Source organism: Kitasatospora cathayae (genome assembly GCF_027627435.1).
In the GTDB taxonomy this organism is placed as follows: domain Bacteria; phylum Actinomycetota; class Actinomycetes; order Streptomycetales; family Streptomycetaceae; genus Kitasatospora; species Kitasatospora cathayae.
In genome coordinates this window covers 8102125-8121839 of record NZ_CP115450.1, presented here as the reverse complement: position 1 = coordinate 8121839, position 19715 = coordinate 8102125, and the positions used below count along the sequence as shown (strand labels likewise).

Sequence of the window (19715 nt, the reverse complement as noted above, 5' to 3'; positions counted from 1 at the left end):
AGCGTCCGGCGCGCGGGGTGCCCGGCCTTTCCGCCTACCGCTTCCAGGAGCGGGCGAACTCGTGCAGTGCCGCCACCGCGGCCGGCGCGAGGGCGTGTTCGTTGACCGGCGTACCGGCCGGGTGCAGGAAGTGGTCCACGCCGTCCAGGGTGCGCAGGCCGGGGCCGCTGGTGTGGGCCCGGGCCAGGGCGCCGAGCAGTGGCGGCACGGTCGCGCAGGGCACCCTGGCGTCGGCGGTGCCGCAGGTGACGGTGACTCGGGTGCCGGGGCGGACCTCCCGGGCGACGTCCGGCGGGTAGACCGCGTCGTCGCTGCGGACGAAGCGGGCGTTGTCGGGCCCGAAGAGCGCGTTCAGCAGCTGGGCGAGCGGCGGCAGCAGCGCACTCGTGTCGACGGGGCGGCCGGCCCGGAAGTCCGCGACGGCGGCGGCCAGGGCCGTCTTGTTCGCCCGGGCCGCCTCCTCGGTGACCTGTCCGGCCGCGACCGCCTGGTCGAGCTGGCCGTCGAGCTGGGCGGCCAGGCTGTCCAGCAGCCGCTCGTCCTGCGGGGCCAGCAGCGCGAGGCCGGCCGGCGCGGGCCGTACCGTACGGGCCACGAGCAGGGCCTGCAGCCCGCCCTCGCTGTGGCCGACCACCAGCATCGCGTGCCGGTCGGCCTCCGGCTGATCGCGCAGCGTGGTGTAGGCCGCGGCGGCCTGGCGGGTGAAGGCGGCCAGGTCGAGCCGGCCGGGGTCGCCCTGGAAGGCGCCGGGGCCGGTGCGGCCGGTGAAGTACTTGTCGAAGCGCAGTGTCATCACGCCGTCGCCGGCGAGGGTGTCGGCGACCGCCGCCAAGGTCCCCGGGGTGAGCGCGGGCGGCTCGTCGCCGTTGCGGTCGGTCGGGCCGCTGCCGGGCAGCAGCAGCGCGGCCGGCAGCCGGTGCCCGGCCCGGTGGGCCGGCACGTGCAGGGTGCCGTAGGCGGTGGTGCCGTCCGCCGTGAACTGGATCTCGCGGTCGGCCGCGGGGACGAGCGCCCCCGGTTCGGCCGCGCTCGCGGCGGGCGCGGCCAGCCCCGTCGCGGTGACCGCGGTGAGCAGGGCAGCGGTCGCCAAGGAACGCCAACGCATCATTTCCCCCCGGAAGTCAGGTACGGGCTTACGGAGCTCAGGCTACGACCGGGCCGGCGCCGCGCCCGGACCGGGGGCCCCTGTCCTGATGCCTCATCACCTCCGGCTACTTCCCCGCTGCCCCGGCCAGCGCCCGCTGCCGGTGCTCGCGGGGCGAGAGCCCGTACGCGGCCCGGAAGGCGCGGCTGAAGTCGTCGGCCCGGAGGATGCCCCAGCGGACGGCGACGGCGTGGATCGGGGTGGCGCGCTGCGCCGGGTCGGCGAGGTCACGGCGCGCCCGCTCCAGGCGCTGGCTCCGGATCCAGGCGGCGACCGTCTCCCCCGGCGAGTGCTGGGCGAACACCCGGTGCAGCTGGCTGACGGAGATGTGGTGGGCGGCGGCGATCGTGGACGGTGACAGCTCGGGATCGTGCAGGTTGCGCCGGATGAAGGCCCGTACGGCGGTCACCAGGGCCCGCTGCCGGGCGTCGTCCGGCACCGCGGTCTCGGCGTCCAGCTCCCGGGCCAGCCAGGCGGCCACCAGGTCCACCACGACCGTCCCCAGCCGGGCCGCCTCGGCCGGCCCCAGGGCGGCGGCCTGGCGGTCGAGCCCGAGCAGGAACTCCGACAGCAGCGCCGCCGAGCCCGTCCGCGCGGGGAACGCGCGGCCGAGCAGGTCGCGCAGCCGCTGCGGCGGCAGCGGCAGCAGGGCGGCGGGGAAGTCGATGCCCACCCCGGAGAGCCGGGGTTCCGCCCGACCGGCGGTGGGGCCGCCGAAGGTCCGCAGGTCGTACGGGGTCGAGCTGTCGACCAGGTGGAGGTCGCCCGGCCTGAGCGTCTCCGTCCGGCCCGCGCCGCGGGTCAGCGTCATGGTGCCCTGCTGCAGGAACGACAGGTGGTAGACCCCCGCGTCCGAGCGCCGCACCATGCGCTCGGTCCGGCGGAACCGCACCGCGGGGAAGGACGTCCCGAGGAGCACCACCTCCCCCAGCTCGGTACGCCGCAACTCCGCCCGGAAGTCGTCGGCGTGGGCACTGGTCGCGTCACAGGCCCGGGTCCGCTCCAGCAACTCCCGCCAGCAGTCGAACCGCTCCTTCGCGGGCAGTTCCTCGCCTCGGAACACCATCGCCATCCCTGCAGCCACTTGCGCCCCTTCGGGTCCTTCCCCCCACCATTCGTCCAACGTCGTCCAACGGCGGCTCAGCCCGCCGGGTGGGGCTCCGGTCCGGGGCCACCCGCGGGCTCGTCGATCGGGGCCTTGTCCAGCGACACCTGCGGCGTGGCAGCGGACGCCTCCACTTGCTCCGGCTCGCTCTGCTCGATCCGGCTCAACAGCCGGGCGACGGCGTCGGTGCGCTCGCGCAGCACCGCGACGTGCGCCGCCCGCTCCTCCTCCGTCGCAGCGTCAGCGGGCCGGACCGGGATGCCGCGCTGCCGGGCGGTGGCGATCAGGCTCGCTCCGGCCTGACCGACGATGACCAGAGTCGCGGCCGCGAAACAGCCCGCGTCCAGGGTGCGCGGCCGGCCGAGCAGACCGCGGTACACGATCTGGGCCGGTACGGTCAGCTCGTCCAACCGCTGGTCGACCGAGCCGCGTTCGAGCGCCGCCAGGACGACCGTGGCCAGCGCCTCACCGGCCTTGGTGACGGCCCACTTGCGGCCCGGCACCGGCGGGAGGAACTCGCGGATCCGGTCCACGTCCTGCTCCAGCGCGCTGGTGGTCAGCACCTCGAAGGCGTTCCGGGTGCGTAGCTCGACGACCTTGTCCCACTCCACCTCCTCACCGTCGAAACCGACCTTCGCCGGCCCCAGGTGCACCGCGCCGTAACCGTCCAGCAGCCCGAGCAGCTTGTGCGCGACCGCCGGCGTCCTGGGGTGACGGCCGATCAGTGTGCCCAGCGACAGCTTCCACGGCTCGGTGGCCGGCACCGCCGGCGCAGCGACGGAGCCGAGCGCCGCCAGCGCCCACCGCCCACCCGCCGCGGACCGCCCGCCCCGTAGTACGGCCTGCCGCCCGGCCTCCCCCAGCTCAGCCGCCACGCCCACCAGCCGCCCCAGACCGCCCGCCCACTCGCCCCTGCCCACCCTGCCCGCCCTCTCCTCGCCTCACCTCGGCAAACCCACAGGGCGGCAATGGTACGGCGGCTCTCCTCAGCCTTCCCTCGGAGGTCCCGCTGCGGGCGACCTCCCGGCGAACGACGTCGTCGCTGTACCCGTTCGCCGACCGACGCGCGGGTGGCGCGGCGCGGGGCGGCTCAGCCTGCTGGGCGGGTGGGGTTGGCGCCGGGGCGGTGCTGGAGGTCGATCGGGTCGTCGCCGTTGTCCGGGGGCAGGGTGGGGGCCGGGGTCGGGGTGCTCGGGGTGGGGGTCCGGGGCGGGGTGGGGGTCCGGGGCGGGGTGGAGGTCGGCTGGTGGGTCGGGGCGCCGGCGGGGCGTGTCGAGGTGGCCGGTGGCGGGGTGGCCGTCGGCACCGCGGGGGCGGTGGTGCCCGTCGGGGCTGGGGTGGTGCTCGGGGTGGTCGGTGTCGGCGTGGGGCTGCCGCTGCCGGCGGCGGAGGAGCAGGCGGCGGCGGTGAGGATGAGCAGCAGGGCGGTTGCCGGGAGGGCGAGGCGTCGCATCACGGTGGGGTGTCTCCGGTCTCGTGGCGGTTCCGGGTTGGACGTGCCCGAGGTGGTGCCGGTTCCGGAACCGCCGGTGCCCGGCCCGCTCGGGGTGAGCGGGCCGGGCACCGGGAGGGCCTGGACGGGTCAGTTCTGGTTGTCGTCGCCCTGGTTGTCGTCGTTGTCGTACAGGTCGCACGGGTCGATCGACCAGATGCCGCGGCCGAAGGTGGCGGCGTAGAGCCGGCCGTCGGGGCCGGTCTTCAGCTGCTGCACCGCGGTGGTGGGCAGGTTGCGGCCGAGCACCGAGAAGTCGCGCTCGCCGGGCGCGCGGTAGAACGCGGCGAGGTCGGTGCCGAGGGCGAGGCCGCCGTTCGGCAGGAGCTTGACCGAGGTGGCCGGGATGTCGGGCAGGTTGGCCGAGACGTCGGTCCAGGTGGCGCCGCCGTCACGGGTCTCGAAGAGGTGGCCGTTGCCCGCGCCGGGGCCCTCGGTCCAGGTCCGCGAGAAGCCGTTGATCGCGACGAAGACGTGCTGGGCGTCGTTCTGGTCCACCGCGAAGGAGGAGATGTAGCGGTTCGGCAGGGTGCCGTCGACGGGCAGGTTGAGCTGGTGCCAGCCGGTGCCGTCGGTGTTGCCGACCGCGATGCCGCGGCTGAAGCCCTGGTTGTTGCACGGGCCGCACCAGCCCGCGTACACCGTGCCGTTGACGGTGGCCACGGCCGTGGCGACGTGGCCGGCGCCCAGGTCGTAGGCGGAGGTCCACTCGCTGCCGCTGCGGATCGCGTAGCCCTTGTGCTGCACCCAGACGTGCCGGCCGCCGGCGATCCAGGTGTTGGTGTCCTTGGGGTCACTGGTGATCGGTGCGATGAACCGGGCGGCGCTGGTGGCCTTGTCGGGCGGGGCGACCTCGTAGGAGGTGGCCTTGCTCGGATCGGTGTTGCCGGAGCCGTCGTTGACGGCGCAGTTCTGGGTGACCCACATGTCGAGGTAGACGTACTCCTCGGCGATGTCGCAGCCGTTGTTCGGGTCGACCAGGGTGTCGGCGCCGTCGCCGCCGAAGTTGGAGCCCATCACCCTGTCGTGGGCGCGCAGGATGGACTCGCCGTTGTCCTGGAGGCCGCCGCTGACGATGACGCCCTTGCCGGACTTGTCCGCCGGGTCCTTGCCGATGCCGACCGAGTAGTACTGCAGGGTGTCGATGGTGCCGTCGGCCAGGGACTTCCAGTCGGTGGCGTGGCCGGAGGCGTCCGCCGAGCCGTTGACCGGGCGGCGGTAGATGCCGCCGTCGTTGCCGACGTACACGCTGGGCTTGCCGTGGTAGGAGCCGATGGCGACGGCGTGCTGGTCGGAGTGGGTGGTCGGCGAGCAGTCGCCGGTGACCTTGGTGGGGTCGATGCTCCAGCACGGGAACGGGAAGTTCCAGTACGGGCCGGGGACGGACCAGTTGGCGCCGCCGTCCTTGGTCTCCAACACCTCCTCCAGGCCCGCGTACAGGTGGTCCGGGTTGGCCGGGTCGACCTGGAGGAACTGGTTGTACCAGGACTGGATGCCGGGCTGGTAGCCGGCGCCCTGGAGGGCCGAACCGGAGTTCTTGATCTTGTCCTTGTCCGCGATCAGCGTCCACGGGCCGGACGGGGAACCGGACTTGGAGACGTAGATGCCCTTGAGGCCGGTGTCCGGGTTGTGCGCCATGACGTCCGGCGACTGGTCGATCGCGTAGTAGCGCGAGCCGTCCGCCGAGCGCGCGAAGGTCACGTTGCCGACGTTGGCGGCGTCGGTCGGCAGGTCGCCGAGCGAGGCCACCCGCTGCCAACTGCCGTCAGCGGCCTTGCCGTAGAAGCCGTTGTAGGTGTCGCCGCCGCGCCAGCCGACCGCCAGGATGACCTTGGACGGGTCCTTGGGGTCGATCGCGATGTCGTTGGCGATGTTCTTGTACGGCGCGCTCGGGTCCTTGGCCTTCGAACCGCCGGGCAGGTAGTCGGGGTTGGGCGCGAACTCGAGGGTCCACGGGCCGGAGAGCTCGGACGTCGAGTGGCTCCACACACCGCGACTCGTCGCCGCCCACACCTTGCCGCCGCCGAAGCGCAGCGCGTGGATGATGGTCGACTCCAGCTCGGCGCCGCCGACCCGGTTGCCGGGCTGGAACTCGCCGTGCTTGGGGTCGGACAGCACGTACACGCCGGTGCCGACGTACGAGGTGGCGCCGGTGTTGGACTCACCGGTGGCGTACCAGAGCCGGCCGCCCTCGTCGAGGTCGAGCGTGCCGGTCGAGAGCGTCGGCAGCTTGTCGGCGATCGGCTGCCACTGGCCGCCGCCGGTGCGGGAGCGGAACACGCCGCCGTTGGCGCCGCCCGCGTAGACGTAGCCGTCGTCGTCGGCCGCGATGCCGGTGATCCGACCGGTGACGTAGCCGGAGCCACCGCTGGAGTTGGAGTTGGCGTCCCGGTAGCGCGGGTCGTCCGAGTTGTACGGCTTCGAGGTGACGTGCTTCCAGCTGCCGTCGGTGTGCGGCATCGACTGCAGCTGCGCCCAGGCCGCGCCGTACGCGCCCGGCGCGACGACGCCGGGGGCGGTGCGCGCCTCGGTGTACTGGGCGACGCCCTCGGCGGAGTTCTCCGCCTCGTCGGCGCCGCCGTCGTCCCCGCCCGCGGCGTCGGCCTTGGCGGCGAAGGTCTGCTTGCTGCCGCTCGCGCCCGTGACCTTGGCGGCGTGCTGTCGGCCGATCTCGGCCAGGTGCTGCGCCTGGCGCGGGCGCTGGTCCGACGCGCCGGGTGTGGCGAGCGCCTGAGTGGTGGTCAGGCCGAGCGCGGTGAGCGTGACGGCGCCGGCCAGCAGCGGTCGACGGTACCTGTTGGACAAGATGGTGAGTCCTCCCCATTGCGGCGGGTCGTGCGGTCGCGCGGCCCGGCGGAATCCGACGGAAGCCTCGCGGGTCGGACGGTGCAACGGGAAGTGATCGCACATAACGAATGGTTAAAACCAAGTCAGTTAATACTGTTCATACAGTGGGACGCCCATCCCTCGTCGAACACAGCCGTCCTGACACGATCAACGGCGACCAGACTGTCACACGACCACGACCCCACCGCGTTATCAGGACATGGATCAAGAATCGGCCGAACCACCCTGGCCGGAGTTCCCGGACTTCGTCGCCTCCCGGGCGCGGCACCTGCTGCGCACGGCCTTCCTGCTCACCGGCGGTGACGCCCACCTCGCCGAGGACCTCGTGCAGGAGGCGCTCGGCCGGGTCTACCTGAAGTGGCGGAGGATATCCCGGCTCGACAACCCCAGCGGGTACGCACAGACCGTGCTGGTCAACACCTTCCTCTCGTACCGGCGCAAGCGCAGCGCCTCCGAGCGGGTCACCGACGAGATCCCCGAGGTCGGCGTGCACGACCCGGACCCGGCCCTGCGGCTGACGCTGCTGCGCGCGCTCGCCGAACTCCCGGCTCCGGACCGCGCCGTGCTGGTGCTCCGCTTCTGGGAGGACCGCAGCGTCGAGGAGACGGCCGCCGCCCTGCGCCTGAGCGGCACCGCCGTCCGCACTCGCTGCCGCCGGGCCCTCGCCCGGCTGCGCACGGTGCTGGGCGACGACATCGAGACGGCCCTGGAGGGCTCCACGGGGACGAGAACGACCAGCGAGCCCAACCCCTCCTCCGAGCAGACGGAGCTGCGCCATGCCCACTGACGACGAGTTCGCCGACGAGTTCGCCGACGGGTTCGCCCGGGCCCTGCGCGGGGCCGCCGAGCTGGCACCGGAGCCGGTCCAGCACGCCCTGGCCGCCCAGGCCGAGCAGCGCGGCCGTCGCCGTCGCCGGCACCGGCGCGCCGCCGTCGCGAGCGCCCTGGCGGTCCTGGTGCTGGCCGGGGCCGGCGGCTTCGCAGCCGTCGGGAGGTACCCGTTCGGGGCCAGTGGACCGGCCACCCTGCCGCCGCCCGGCCTGCCGACGATGTCCTCGCAGGAACTGGTCACGCTGGTCACCGGCCTGCTGCCGAAGGGCACGGTGGAGGAGCAGAGCACCACTAAGCCCGGCAAGATCAGCTGGCACCAGACCGACGCCACCCTGCTGTTCGACGACGGCGCGGGGGCGAGCGTCGTCCGGTTCACCGTGGAGCGGACCAATCTGCCGCCCGAGGCGAGCGCGGTCTGCATGGACGGGTTCCAGACGCCGCAGGACTCCTGCGACCGGACGGTCCGGCCGGACGGTTCCGTGCTGGTGATCGACAAGCTGCGCAGCGAGCACATCCAGGGCGGCCGCGAATGGCGGGTCACCTTGGCCACTCCGGGCGGGCGCCGGATCGCGTTCACCGAGTTCAACGGGCAGCCGGCCAGGGCGAACCGGCCGAGCCCGCCGCTGGACGACGCCCAGCTGACCGCCCTGGTGACCTCTCCCGCCTGGGACCCGGTCTTCGCCACGCTCGCCCCGGTCGAAGGGGCGCCGCAGTCGGGCGACTCCCCGACGCCGTCCGCCAGCACCCCCTCGAACCCGGAACTACTGGCCAAGCTCGTCCCGTTGCTGCCCCCCGGGGCCAAGGTCGAGGGCCAGGCCCCCGGGCACGCCGCGCTCACCGTCACCTTCGAGGGCCGCACCAGCATGCTGCAGATCGGTGTGGACCCGGCGTCCCCGCTCGGCCGGAAGGAGCTCGCGTCCATGGGCCTGAACCCCGAGACCCCGCTGGAGGTGCGGGAGAAGCGGCCGGACGGAACGCTCGTCGTCACCAACCGCTTCGGCAACGGGAAGACCGCGACGAACCCGGTCCTGCACTGGACGGCCGCCGTGCACTACCCGGACGGCAGCCAGGTGCGGCTCTCGGAGTGGAACGGCGAGAACGGGTACACCTTCAATCCCGGTGATCCGGCGCTCGACCTGGACCGGCTGAAGGCGATCGTGACCGCCCCGGCCTGGCACTCCTGACCCGCCCTCCATCGAAGCGGCGGCCCGGCCGGGGAGTTGGCACCCCGACCACCGGGCCGCCGCCTTCGTCCGCCCCGGGCACCCTGGCACCTCCCCCCGAGATAAGTTGACGTAACGTCAGTTCTGAACTCCGTCAGGACGTACGAGGAGAGGTACCGACATGCCAGGCCCAAAACACATCGTCATGGTGAACATCCCGGCGCACGGCCATGTGAACCCCAGCCTGGACGTGATCCGGGAGCTGGTCGCCCGTGGCCACCGGGTCAGTTACGTGAACGACCCGTCGTTCGCCGAGCAGATCGAGGCCACCGGCGCCCGGCTCGTGCCCCACGAGACGGGTCTGGCGATCCTCAAGGGAGCCGTCGACCCCGGGATCAATGTGCACGGCATGATCTTCGACGAGGCGCAGGCGATGCTGCCGCGGATGCGGGAGGCGTTCGAGGACGACCGGCCCGACCTCGTCCTGTACGACTTCATGGCGTACGCGGGACGGGTCCTGGCCGAGAGTTGGGGCGTGCCGTCCGTGCTGATCTCGCCGTCCAGGGTCGCCCAGCCGGTGGACTCCCGGGCGGAGCCGTTCCGGACGGTCCTGCAGGCGCTGGAGGCGGCGGGCGTTCCGGAGCGGTTCGCGCAGTGGCTGGCCGACAACGGGGTGCCGCCCCGCGACATGTTCACGTACATGCTCAGGCCGGACCGCGGGATCTCGCTCATCCCGAGGGCGCTCCAGCCCCGGATCGACGAGGTCGACCCCGAGGTCTTCTCCTTCGCCGGGCCCTGCCTCGACAACCGGGAGCACCAGGGCAGCTGGACCCGGCCGCAGGACGCGCGGAAGGTGCTGCTGGTCTCGCTCGGCTCCGCCTTCACCCACCGACCCGCCTTCTACCGCGCGTGCTTGGAGGCCTTCGGCGATCTGCCCGGCTGGCACGTCGTGCTCCAGGTCGGCAAGGCGACCGACCCCGCCGAACTGGGCCCGATTCCGGCCAACGTCGAAGTGCACCCGTGGGTGCCGCAGTTCGCGGTGCTCCAGCAGGCCGACGCCTTCGTCACCCACGCCGGAATGGGCGGCTGCAGCGAGGGCCTGTACTGCGGACTGCCGATGGTCGCGGTGCCGCAGGCCGCCGACCAGTTCGAGAACGCGGACCGGCTGGTCGAACTCGGTGTCGCCCGCCGCCTGGACACCGACGAGGTCACCCCGGCCGCGCTGCGCTCCGCCGTACTGGAACTGGTCGACGACCCGAAGGTGGCGGCCCGGTTGGCGGAACTCAGCGCGGAGGTCCGGGCGGGCGGCAGCGTGACCAGGGCCGCCGAGCTGGTCGAGGCCGCGCTGGTCTGACGGCCTGGCGGGGGCCGACGGCCTGGCCGGGGGGATGACGGCCTGCGGCCCGCTGCCCCGGTCATGCGTCCGCCACCGCCCACCATCATGGGCGGTGGCGGAGCGGGCTCCACTCGACGCGAATCCCTACCGGCGCCCGGCCCCGCAGCGCTCGGGGACGTTCGGCGCGGGGTCGGCGCGGTGGGTGTCGTAGTCGGCGAGCCACCTCGGTGCGTCGCCCTCGGCGGCGTCCCCGCTCGCGCCCAGCGCGACGGCGCCCTCCAGTGCGTTCCGCAGGCCCGAGGCCTCCAGGGGATGGGCCGGTTCGGCGCCCTCGCCGAGCAGCGCGACCCTGCCGCGTGCCCGGCGCGCGTCGGCCGTCCGGGCGGGGACCGTCCGGACCCGCCAGTCGCGGCCCATGGTCAGCACGTTGCGGGCGGCGTACCCGATCTCCGGGAAGGCCGCGAGGACGTGCTCCAGGTCGACCCGGGCGCCGTCGAGGTCCACGCCGGTGTGGTCGCGGCGGGTGGCCGAGAGGCTCAGGTACCGGGAGTCCGGCAGCGGGTAGTGCGCCACGTGCCATGCGGCCCCGACCCAGCAGGTCGCCGCGCCGTCCTGCCAGCGGTCCGCCACCAGCTCCATCGGGATGACGGTGTGGTAGACCGCGTGCCGCTCCCGCGGGGCGTCGCCGGCCCACCGGGGGTCGTGGCGGACGACCGAGCGGGCGCCGCCGGTGAGGATCAGCGCGTCGCCGGTGACGCTGCGGCCGTCGGCGAGTGCGGCCGCCACGGATTCGCCGTGCTCGGTGTGGCCGACCACCCGGCTGTTCGGGCAGAGCTGGACGGCGTCCAGCTCCCAGCAGGCCTCGAGCAGCGGCTCGTACACGTCCAGCCGGTGGGCCGTCGCGTGCGCGGAGCGGCCGCCGCCCTGCCCGGCGGGCAGCGCGGTGGTGCCGACCGGTTCCCCCGTCGTGCCGTCCATGGTGCGGAACTCGTCGATGGTCAGCGACCGTTCGCGGACGGCGTCGCCGACGCCGAGCCGGTCCAGCAGCCGGAAGTCCTGCGGCGCCAGTCTGATCCCCGCGCCGCCCTCGGTGAGCACCGGTCGTTGCTCCAGGACGAGGACGTGATGGCCTCTCGCCCCCAGCGCGACCGCTGTGGCCAGACCACTGACACCACCGCCGGCAACCAGAATTCGCATGCTTCCGATGATGGCCGCCGGGGGACGGAACGGGCGATGCGGTCATGTTGCCTGTGTCAGAACCTCCCGCGAAGGTGACACAGAACGAGATCGGATGTTTAGCCGGGGCCATGTCCGTTTCGCGGCTTTCAGAAGGAACGGCCCATCCGCTCCATCGACACCATGCAGTGGGTCCACGGACGGACCCTGGCCCGGGCCGCGGCGACCACCTGGGCCACGTGCGCGGCCGCCGCCAGGGTCATGTGCCGGTGCCAGCCGTCGGAGCCGCGCCCCTCGTAGTCGTCGAGCGCCCCGACGTGCGAGGCGGAACCGGCGAAGTCCCGCTCGACCCGCTGCGGGAACTTGGCCAGCCGCAGCAGGACCGCGAGGGGAGTGGCCGTCAGATTGGTCAGCCAGCACTGCACCGGCTGCTCCCGCCGGCCGTCCCACTCCCCCAACAGCAGCAGCGGATACCCGGCCCACTCCACCTGGACGCCCCCGACCAGGCTCCTGCGCACGGCGCCCGTCGCCGGGTCAGTCCACTCCACCGGTCGGCGGAGCATCCGGTGGAGCTGGAGCACCCGGGAGGCCGGCAGCGAGCGGCCGCCCCGGCCCGTCCCCTGGTGCAGCACCGGCAGACAGGCGGGCACGGCGGACAGCACCGGCGCGCCCACCCGGGCGTAGCAGTCGAAGACGGGCCGCAGGTCGAGCCCCGGGAGGTCCAGCACCACCGGCCGGGGCCCGATCGTGCTCGGGTCGCACACCCGGGCGGCCGTCGCGACGCACCCGGCCGGCTCCTCCCCGATCGGCAGCAGGTGCCACCTGACGGGCACGGTGATCTCGCTGGCCACCCCCCACAGTCCGATCGCGCACCGGCCCTTCCTGGGGACCGGCGCCGCCCGCACCACCCAGGCGGTGAACCGCAGTTCGTTGTCGGCATGGCGCTGCAGCGCCCGGCTGACCGGCTCCCAGTCCCAGGTGGAGGAGGCGATGAAGTGGTGCAGGCTCTGCGCCAGTTCGGGGCCGCCGACCTGCGCGGCGATGTTCCGGATCGACTTTCGGCCCTGCGCCGCGATCAGCCCGCGGAGGTACAGGGCACCCTTGGCCCGTTGGTCGCTGCGCGGCAGCGGGGCGAAGAGCACCTCGGACAGCTCGTCCAGCACGGTGCCGCCGCGGGGACCGATCGGCACGCGGTCGCGGAGTCCGTCGGAGGGCGGCCGGGGGGCGGTCCGGCGCCGGGTGCCGGGCTCTGCGAGCCGAATGAAGGTCGTGTCCATACCAATGCGAACGGTCACATCGCCGAGCCTATTTCCACTTTGTCCGGCATGGCCGAAAACCATCGACTCGGTGCCCGAGCGCCGTGGCACACCGTGAGCTTGACGGGTCGTCGGGCCCGCTACGCCCGCGCCGCCCACCGGCAGGCCGGGGGCGGCGCGGATCCACCGGGACCGAAGGCGGGGTCCGGGTTACGACTTCCGGGCGAGCGCGGCGTCGGCGGTGTTCGCGTCGTCGAGCGCCGCGGCGGCGGCCGGCTCCGGCAGCTCGCGGCGGCCGCGGGCCCACATCGCCACCGTGAGGACCAGGGCGATCGCGGTGGCGATGGCGGCGGTCAGGGTGACGGCCCGGACGTCGTAGCCGAGGTCGATGGTCGCCCCGCCGAGCCAGGCGCCGAGCCCGTTGCCCAGGTTGAAGGCGGACACGTTGGCCGAGAGCGCGAGGGCCGGCGCGGCGGCGGCCACCGAGAGGATCCGCGCCTGCAGCGCCGGGATGATGGAGAAGCCCGCGGCACCGAACAGGAACAGCGCGATCGCGGCGGGGACCTGGTGGGGCGCGGCGAACCAGAACACCAGCAGCGCGATCAGCAGGGCGCTCTGGGCGCGCAGCACCCCGCGCATCACGTTGGCATCGGCGGCCTTGCCGCCCAGGATGTTGCCGAGGACCGAGCCGATGCCGAAGACGATGAGCAGGATGCCGACCATCGCGGGCGCGAAGTGGCCGATGTCACGCAGCAGCGGCGCCAGGTAGGTGGAGGTGGTGAAGACGGCGCCCTGGGCCAGCACGGTGATCAGCATGGAGAGTTGCAGGCTTCCCTTGCGGAACACCTTCATCTGTTCGCGCAGCGAGAGGCCGCCCTCCCCGCCCTCGTCGCTCTCGGTGGACAGCGCGCCGGGCACGAACTTGACGATGAGGAGCAGGCACAGCACGGCGAAGGCCGTGACGTAGCCGAAGGTGGCGCGCCAGCCGAAGTGCTGTCCGATGAAGGTGCCGATCGGGGAGCCGAGCACGTTGGCGAAGTTGAAGCCGAGCGCGATCTTGGCCATGGCGGTGGCCTGCTTGTCCGGCGGGGACATCAGCGCGGCGACGTGCCAGGCGACGGCCGCGAAGGTGCCGTGGCTGAGCGAGGTGAAGACGCGCGCGGCCATCAGGGTCGGGTAGTTGGGGGCGAGCACGGCGATGACGTTGCCCACGATGAAGACGCCCATCAGGGTGAGCAGCAGCCCCTTGCGGAACCATTTGGTGGTCAGCAGGGTGATGATCGGGCCTCCGATGGTCACCCCCAGCGCGTAGCCGGTGACCAGCAGGCCGGCGGTCGGGATGGACACGGCCAGGTCGGCCGACATCTCGGGCAGGATCCCCGCGATGACGACCTCGGCGGTGCCCACGCAGAACACCCCGAGCATCAGGGCCAGAAGGGGCAGTGGCATGGCGACCCAAGCCTTTCGTAGGGAGCCAGTTTCGAGGAAGATGTATGCGATTGCATGTAGATAATGGACGAACGCGCCGGAGTGGTCAACTGCCGCAAGGAGTTACGCTGGGCAACGGTGGCGGACGGGCAAGGGAACGTTTCGAAGAACTCAGTAAGGGGCCGCGTCAATGGAGACATGGGGACCGGGGAGCGGGCGGGACGAGATCGCCATCTGGCGACAACTCACCCGACTGATGGAGCAGGTCAACGCGACCGCGGGCCGGCGGCTGACCCGCAGCCACGGGGTCTCCATGAACGAGCTGCTGCTCCTGCTCTCGCTGACCGAGCGACGGGACGGCACGCTGCGGATGTCGGACCTGGTCAAGACACTCGGCGCCAATCAGCCCGCGGTCAGCCGGATGGTCGCCCGCCTCGAGGACGCCGAGTGGGTGGTGCGGCGCAGCGCCGTCGACGACAAGCGCGGGGTGGACGTGCGGGTCACCGAGGCCGGCCGGCAGCTGGCGGGGATGGCGGAGCAGACCCTGCGCAAGGCCCTGGCGGAGGCCCTGGACACCGCCGCCCTGACCGACTCCACCGCCTCGCTGGTCGCCCGGCTGCGGTACGCGCCCGCGGTGCCGATGGACTGAGCACCCCGCTTCCCCCGACGGCCCCGGCCGCAGGCTCCTGCCCGCAACCGGGGCCGCTTTGTATCGGTTCACACCACCGGCACACCGCCGCAATGTCGGACCGAGTCAGGCAACGGGGAAGAAATATGCATTTGAATACATCTATTGTGACTGCTGTCACATTGCGATGCATGCAGATGACGCACTAGCGTTCGATGCCGACAGGCGGACCGGTCGACTCGCTCCCACCGCCCCACTCCCCCGCTCGAGTTCCGCTCACGGAGGTTTCGTCATGTCTGGAACCACACTCCCCCGCCCGACCGGCCTCAACCCGGTCGCCGATCTCCCCAAGCCGCCCGGGCTGCACTGGAACGTCCGGGCCGAACAACCCGTCGCCTACAGCGTCAGCATGGTGCGCGGGCTGCTGGACCTCGACAACCCCACCCTCGCCCGCGCCTGCGGCGGCGGCCACGGCCGCCCCGTCCGCTGCCTGCTGGCGATCGACTCCGTCGTCGACACGCTCTACCGCGACCGCTTCACCCAGTACTTCGACCAGTGGCGGATCGACGCGACCTGGCTCGTCGTCCAGGGCGACGAGGACGCCAAGTCCCTGGAGCAGGCCGTCCACGTCACCGAGGCGATGTCCCGGATGGGCATCCTGCGCCGCGCCGAGAAGGTCGTCGCCGTCGGCGGCGGCGTGGTCCTGGACATCGTCGGCTTCGCGGCGAGCATGTACCGCCGCGGCGTGCCCTACGTCCGCGTCCCCACCACGCTGGTCGGCCAGATCGACGCCGGGATCGGCGTGAAGACCGGGGTCAACCACGGCCACCACAAGAACCGCCTGGGCGCCTACTTCGCACCCGAAACCGCCCTGATCGACCCGCACTTCCTGCGCACCATCGACCCCCGGCACGTCGCCAACGGCATCGCCGAGATCATCAAGATGGCACTGGTCAAGGACGCCGTCCTGTTCGACCTGCTGGAGGCGACCGTCGGCGCCATCACTCCCGACACCCTGGGCGGCTGCGGCTCCGCGGTCAGCGAGGTGCTCTCCCGGGCGATCTCCGGCATGCTCGACGAGCTGGAGCCCAACCTCTGGGAGCAGGTGCTGGAACGTTCCGTCGACTACGGCCACACCTTCAGCCCCTCCCTGGAACTGCGCGCCGACCCGCCGCTGCTGCACGGCGAGGCCGTCGCCGTCGACATGGCCATCTGCCTCGCCCTCGCCCACCTGCGCGGACACCTCGCCGAGCCGGACACCGACCGGGCCCTCAGGCTGCTCCAGGGATTCCAACTCCCCATCGCCCACCCGATCTTCACCCAGGAGCTGCTGGAGGAGGCGCTCTCCGACGCGGTCAAGCACCGCGACGGCCTGCAGCGCGTCCCGCTCACCCGGGGCATCGGCTCCGTCGTCTTCGCCGACGACCTCACCCCGGATGAGCTCGGCCGGGCCCTGGAGTTCATCGGCGCCTGGACGGCGGGAGCGCGCGCCGAACTCGTGGGCGCGACGGCATGAGTGGCGGTTCGGTCACGGCCATCACCGTCTTCGACGTCGGCGGAACCCACGTCCGCCGGGCGACCTGGCTGCGCCAGGGGCAGTTACGGGACCGCAGCTCGCGCCCCTCCCCCAGTTTCAAGCGCTTCCCCGCCGCCACCGTCGCCGAGCTCCAGGACATGATGGTCCGGGAGCTGTGCGAGGCCGTACCGCGGACCCCGGAGCCCGTCGTCGGCATCTCCTTCGGCGCCGCCCTCGACCACCGCACCGGCCTCGTCTACGCCTCCGCCCCGCTGTGGGGCGAGCACAGCGAGCCCTACGACCTGCGGGCGGCGCTCACCGCCCGGCGGGGCGACGTCCGGTGGCACATCGTCAACGACGTCACCGCCGCACTGCTGCACGCCGCCGCGGCCACCGACCGCAGCCGCCACCGCAAGGTCCTGCTGGCCACCATCAGCTCGGGCATCGCCTGCCGGGTCATCGACCAGCGGCAACGCCGGATCCCGGTCGACGGCTGCGGACTCCAGGGCGAGATCGGCCACCTGCCGGTCCACGCCGAGCTCGCCGGACGGCCGATCGAGCTGGACTGCGACTGCGGCAAGCCCGGCCACCTGGCCGCCTACGCCTCCGGCCCGGGCATCGCCCGGATGGCGGACGCCCTCGCCGGGCGGGAACCGGCCCGCTGGGCGGTCTCCGGGCTCGGCCGGCCGACGGCCGACGGCACCGGCTTCGAGTCCGCGCTGCGCCGCGCCCTGGACGCCTCGGACGACCTCGCCGGTGAGCTGCTCGACGCGGTCACCGCCCCCGTCGCGGCCGTCCTGCGCACCGCGCTCTGCCTCGACCCCGAACTGGACGAGGTGGTGCTGACCGGCGGCGTCGTCCACGGCCTCGGCCACCACTACCGGCGCGCCCTGATGGGACACCTCACCCGGCAGGGCCTCTACCTGACCAGCGAGCGCAGCCCCGACTGGCTGGAGCAGCGGATCACCGTCACCGGCCCCGGGGAGGCCGACAGCCTGGCCGGCGCCGGAATCGCGGCCAGCGCCGGGGGGCCGGCATGAGCACGGCCCGCACGAGCACGGCCGACCCGACCACCGCAGCAGGCATCCCCACCCACCGAGCCCTGGTCCGGGAACCCGGCGGCGTACGGCTGCGCCTGCGCCCCACCCCGCAGCCCGCTCCCGGCGAACTGCTGGTGGCCACCCAGGTCGCCGGCCTGTGCGGCACGGACATCCAGATGCTGCGCGGGCTGCGCGACGACCCGGCGCCGGTGATCGGCCACGAGGGCATCGCCCGGGTGGTCGCCGCCGGGCCGGGCGTCCCCGACGCCCTGCGCCGCCCGGGCACCCCGGTGGTGGTCAACCCGACCCACGCGTCGGACCCGTCCTTCCTGCTCGGCCACAACGTCGACGGCCTGCTGCAGGAACGCACCCTCGTCCCCGCCACGGCCGTCCGGGACGGCCTGGTCGTCCCGCTGGAGCGGGAACCCGACGCCGTGCTCGGCGCCCTGATCGAGCCGCTGGCCGCCGTCCGGTACGCGCTCGCCCTGCTGGCCACCTCCCGCCCCCGCACCCTGGTGGTGTACGGCGAGGGGACGATCGGGCAGCTCGCCGTCCGGGCCGCCCGGCACCGGCTCGGCGACGGCGTGCGCGTCCTGCTCGTCCACCACACCCCCGCCGGACTGGCCTGGAGCGCCCGACGAGCCGTCTCCGGCGTCGAGTCGACGCTCGGAAGCGTTCCGCCACTCGGCCCGGAACCGGTCGCGGCCCTGCTCGCGACCCCGCGTGACGGCACCCCGGACGCGCTCGCCGCCGCCCTGCGGCTCGGCGGCGGCGAGCTGACCGTCGACCTGTTCGGCGGCCTGCCGCCGGGCGCCGCCGACCCGCTGCTGCCCGGCGTCGACCTATCCGCCGTCCGGGCCGCCAACTGCGCCGGGCAGCCCGTCCCGTACGCCTTCACCACGGCGGACACCACCGACGGCCGACGCGTCCGGCTGACCGGCCACCGCGGCGTGGGCAACCACCACCTCGCCGAGGCGGCGGCCGAGTTGTGCCGGTACCCGGACACCTACCGCGACCTGGTCACCCACGTGGTCGGGCCGTCGGAAGCCGCCCGGATCATGACCGACCTGTCGACCGGCCCCGGCCGGACCGTCGCCGGGAGCCGACTCGTCAAACTCGCGGTGCGCTTCGCCCCCGCGCCGCCCGAACCCCTGGAGTCTCCATGACCGAGTCAAGCCGCCGCCGCGCCCTGGTGGTCGGCGGGTCCACCGGCATCGGCCGCGGCATCGCGGACGCGTGGACCGAAGAGGGGCTCGACGTCACGGTGCTCAGCCGCTCCCAGCCGACCGGGCCCGGCGCCGAACGGCTGCGCTGGGCGGCCACCGACCTCACGGACACCGACCGGGTCGCCGAGAACCTCTCGCTCGCCGCCGCCGAACCGCTGCACGCGGTCTGCTACTCGGCGGTCCACTACGGCGACCGGCGCACCCTCTTCCGGGAGTGCACCGAGGCGGAGTGGCGCCGCCAGCTCGACGTCAACCTCCACGGCCTCTGGCTGACCCTCTCCTGGACCGTCCCGGCCCTGCGCCGCCCCGACGCCCCCGGTGTCTTCCTCGGCGTCTCCTCCGAGGTGGTCTACAACGCCGGGCCCGGACGCTCCGGCTACGCCGCCACCAAGGCCGGCGCCGCCGCCCTGCTGGACTCCGTCGCCCAGGAGGAGACCCCCGAGCTGCCCGGCACCGAGGCCCTGCGCATCGTCCAGGCCCTGCCGGCCGGCATGGTCGACACCCCCGGGATCCGGCGCAGGCGCCCGGCGGACTTCGACTACGGCACCTACATGCGCCCGGCGAGCTTCGCCCCGCTGGCCCGGGAACTCGCGGCGACCGCCGGAGCCGGACTGCACGGCGCCCACCTGGTGGTCGACGGCGCGGGCGCCTGGTACCCGGTGAGCGAGCGGCTGCCGGTGTCCCAGAGCCGCCGGATCCCCTCCGGAACGGCCTCGTGACGTCCGGCCCCCTCATCGGACTGGCCGGCTGGCGGCTGCCCGGGGACCACTTCGACGCCGTCGAACTGACCCACCGGGCGGGCGTCGGCGGCCTCCAGCTCGACCTCGGCGGCCCCGGCCGGGGGCCCTGGCTCGACGCGGCGGGCACCGTCGACCGGATCCGGGACGACTGCGCCCGGCACCGGCTGCGACCGCTCGCCGTCGCGGGCAACACCCTCAACGACATCGGCCTGCACGCGCCGCCGGGCAGCCAGGACGCGCTGCGCGCCCGCCGCGTCCTGATCCGGGTGCTCGACACCGCCCACGCCCTCGGCGCCCCACTGGCCTTCGTCCCCAGCTTCCGCCGCAGCGCCATCACCGACCGGCCGGCCCTCGAGCGGACCGCCGCCGTGCTGGCCTGGGCGGCGGCCGAGGCGCAGGCCCGCGGACTGCTGCTGGCCAACGAGAACGACCTGGACCCGCGGTGCGCCCGCCTCCTGGTCGAGCAGGTGGCGGCAGCCCCGTTCCGGCTGCTGCTGGACACCTACAACCCACGGGTGGCCGGCGTCGACGCGGTCGCCCTGATCGAGGCGACCCACCCCTGGATCGCCCCCCAGATCCACCTCAAGGACGGCACCGACGGCGTCGTCGCCCGGGACCTCCTCGGCGACGGGGACGGCCCGGTCCGGGAGGCCCTCGCCGCCCTCACCGCCCACGGGTTCACGCCCGAGGCGCTGGTCCTGGAGAACGACTACCGCGACGGCGACCTCGCCCGCCTCGCCCTCGACATCGCACGCGCCCGAACCCACCTGCCCCGCACCCGCTGAGG

General features: G+C 73.6%; 17 protein-coding genes. 9 read left to right on the top strand and 8 right to left on the bottom strand.

Features of this window, described 5'->3' with window-relative positions:
* Positions 1 to 34: 34 nt before the first annotated feature.
* The 5 genes from O1G21_RS36250 to O1G21_RS36230 form a co-directional block, all read right to left on the bottom strand.
* On the bottom strand, positions 35 to 1090 hold the full coding sequence (locus O1G21_RS36250) for an alpha/beta hydrolase (protein ID WP_333493533.1): 1056 nt from the start codon (positions 1088 to 1090) through the stop codon (positions 35 to 37).
* A 121-nt stretch (positions 1091 to 1211) separates the two neighbouring features.
* Positions 1212 to 2216 (bottom strand): AraC-like ligand-binding domain-containing protein, encoded by a 1005-nt coding sequence (locus tag O1G21_RS36245; RefSeq protein ID WP_270151453.1) that lies wholly within the window; start codon positions 2214 to 2216, stop codon positions 1212 to 1214.
* 68 nt (positions 2217 to 2284) lie between these two features.
* Positions 2285 to 3169 (bottom strand): hypothetical protein, encoded by an 885-nt coding sequence (locus O1G21_RS36240; protein ID WP_270149783.1) that lies wholly within the window; start codon positions 3167 to 3169, stop codon positions 2285 to 2287.
* 170 nt (positions 3170 to 3339) lie between these two features.
* Positions 3340 to 3702: a hypothetical protein gene (locus O1G21_RS36235; protein WP_270149782.1), complete on the bottom strand. Its 363-nt coding sequence runs from the start codon at positions 3700 to 3702 to the stop codon at positions 3340 to 3342.
* Between the two features lie 129 nt (positions 3703 to 3831).
* Entirely contained in the window at positions 3832 to 6546 is a 2715-nt protein-coding gene (locus tag O1G21_RS36230) for a glycosyl hydrolase (protein WP_405000760.1), read from the bottom strand.
* Between the two features lie 241 nt (positions 6547 to 6787).
* Between O1G21_RS36230 and O1G21_RS36225 the strand changes: the two genes are divergently transcribed.
* From O1G21_RS36225 to O1G21_RS36215, 3 genes are all read left to right on the top strand, one after another.
* On the top strand, positions 6788 to 7375 hold the full coding sequence (locus tag O1G21_RS36225; RefSeq protein WP_270149781.1) for a SigE family RNA polymerase sigma factor: 588 nt from the start codon (positions 6788 to 6790) through the stop codon (positions 7373 to 7375).
* Entirely contained in the window at positions 7365 to 8603 is a 1239-nt protein-coding gene (locus O1G21_RS36220) for a ferrous iron transport protein A (RefSeq protein WP_270149780.1), read from the top strand. The genes O1G21_RS36225 and O1G21_RS36220 overlap by 11 nt, the downstream gene beginning before the upstream one ends.
* A 160-nt stretch (positions 8604 to 8763) precedes the next feature.
* The gene (locus tag O1G21_RS36215) at positions 8764 to 9936 is read left to right on the top strand and encodes a macrolide family glycosyltransferase (protein ID WP_270149779.1); all 1173 of its coding nucleotides are present in this window, start codon (positions 8764 to 8766) and stop codon (positions 9934 to 9936) included.
* A gap of 126 nt (positions 9937 to 10062) precedes the next feature.
* Here O1G21_RS36215 and O1G21_RS36210 read toward each other — a convergent pair whose 3' ends face one another.
* The 3 genes from O1G21_RS36210 to O1G21_RS36200 all read right to left on the bottom strand — a co-directional run bounded on the left by O1G21_RS36210 (position 10063) and on the right by O1G21_RS36200 (position 13799).
* Complete coding sequence (locus O1G21_RS36210; protein WP_270149778.1) at positions 10063 to 11115, bottom strand: FAD-dependent monooxygenase; 1053 nt, start codon at positions 11113 to 11115, stop codon at positions 10063 to 10065.
* A gap of 128 nt (positions 11116 to 11243) precedes the next feature.
* Entirely contained in the window at positions 11244 to 12284 is a 1041-nt protein-coding gene (locus O1G21_RS36205) for a transposase (protein WP_270149777.1), read from the bottom strand.
* A 276-nt stretch (positions 12285 to 12560) separates the two neighbouring features.
* Positions 12561 to 13799 carry an MFS transporter gene (locus O1G21_RS36200; RefSeq protein ID WP_270149776.1) on the bottom strand — a complete coding sequence of 413 codons (1239 nt, stop codon included), beginning with the start codon at positions 13797 to 13799 and terminating at the stop codon, positions 12561 to 12563.
* Between the two features lie 169 nt (positions 13800 to 13968).
* On the opposite strand from O1G21_RS36200, the gene O1G21_RS36195 reads away from it, so the two are divergent.
* The 6 genes from O1G21_RS36195 (at position 13969) to O1G21_RS36170 (ending at position 19713) form a co-directional block, all read left to right on the top strand.
* A complete protein-coding gene (locus tag O1G21_RS36195) occupies positions 13969 to 14427 on the top strand; it encodes a MarR family winged helix-turn-helix transcriptional regulator (protein ID WP_270149775.1) in 459 nt (152 codons plus the stop codon).
* 271 nt (positions 14428 to 14698) lie between these two features.
* Entirely contained in the window at positions 14699 to 15922 is a 1224-nt protein-coding gene (locus tag O1G21_RS36190) for a sedoheptulose 7-phosphate cyclase (protein ID WP_270149774.1), read from the top strand.
* Positions 15919 to 16962, top strand: a complete 1044-nt coding sequence (locus tag O1G21_RS36185; RefSeq protein ID WP_270149773.1) for an ROK family protein — start codon at positions 15919 to 15921, stop codon at positions 16960 to 16962. Before O1G21_RS36190 ends, O1G21_RS36185 begins: the two co-directional genes overlap by 4 nt.
* A complete protein-coding gene (locus O1G21_RS36180) occupies positions 16959 to 18128 on the top strand; it encodes an alcohol dehydrogenase catalytic domain-containing protein (protein WP_270149772.1) in 1170 nt (389 codons plus the stop codon). Before O1G21_RS36185 ends, O1G21_RS36180 begins: the two co-directional genes overlap by 4 nt.
* The gene (locus tag O1G21_RS36175; protein WP_270149771.1) at positions 18125 to 18907 is read left to right on the top strand and encodes an SDR family NAD(P)-dependent oxidoreductase; all 783 of its coding nucleotides are present in this window, start codon (positions 18125 to 18127) and stop codon (positions 18905 to 18907) included. Before O1G21_RS36180 ends, O1G21_RS36175 begins: the two co-directional genes overlap by 4 nt.
* Entirely contained in the window at positions 18904 to 19713 is an 810-nt protein-coding gene (locus O1G21_RS36170) for a sugar phosphate isomerase/epimerase family protein (RefSeq protein WP_270149770.1), read from the top strand. Before O1G21_RS36175 ends, O1G21_RS36170 begins: the two co-directional genes overlap by 4 nt.
* The last annotated feature ends 2 nt before the right edge of the window (positions 19714 to 19715 follow it).

Coding starts and splice junctions, on each gene's coding strand:
- O1G21_RS36190 (WP_270149774.1), top strand. CDS start 14,699: ATGTCTGGAACCACACTCCCCCGCCCGACCGGCCTCAACCCGGTCGCC.
- O1G21_RS36220 (WP_270149780.1), top strand. CDS start 7,365: ATGCCCACTGACGACGAGTTCGCCGACGAGTTCGCCGACGGGTTCGCC.
- O1G21_RS36175 (WP_270149771.1), top strand. CDS start 18,125: ATGACCGAGTCAAGCCGCCGCCGCGCCCTGGTGGTCGGCGGGTCCACC.
- O1G21_RS36195 (WP_270149775.1), top strand. CDS start 13,969: ATGGAGACATGGGGACCGGGGAGCGGGCGGGACGAGATCGCCATCTGG.
- O1G21_RS36235 (WP_270149782.1), bottom strand. CDS start 3,702: ATGCGACGCCTCGCCCTCCCGGCAACCGCCCTGCTGCTCATCCTCACC.
- O1G21_RS36225 (WP_270149781.1), top strand. CDS start 6,788: ATGGATCAAGAATCGGCCGAACCACCCTGGCCGGAGTTCCCGGACTTC.
- O1G21_RS36245 (WP_270151453.1), bottom strand. CDS start 2,216: ATGGCGATGGTGTTCCGAGGCGAGGAACTGCCCGCGAAGGAGCGGTTC.
- O1G21_RS36185 (WP_270149773.1), top strand. CDS start 15,919: ATGAGTGGCGGTTCGGTCACGGCCATCACCGTCTTCGACGTCGGCGGA.
- O1G21_RS36210 (WP_270149778.1), bottom strand. CDS start 11,115: ATGCGAATTCTGGTTGCCGGCGGTGGTGTCAGTGGTCTGGCCACAGCG.
- O1G21_RS36215 (WP_270149779.1), top strand. CDS start 8,764: ATGCCAGGCCCAAAACACATCGTCATGGTGAACATCCCGGCGCACGGC.
- O1G21_RS36200 (WP_270149776.1), bottom strand. CDS start 13,799: ATGCCACTGCCCCTTCTGGCCCTGATGCTCGGGGTGTTCTGCGTGGGC.
- O1G21_RS36180 (WP_270149772.1), top strand. CDS start 16,959: ATGAGCACGGCCCGCACGAGCACGGCCGACCCGACCACCGCAGCAGGC.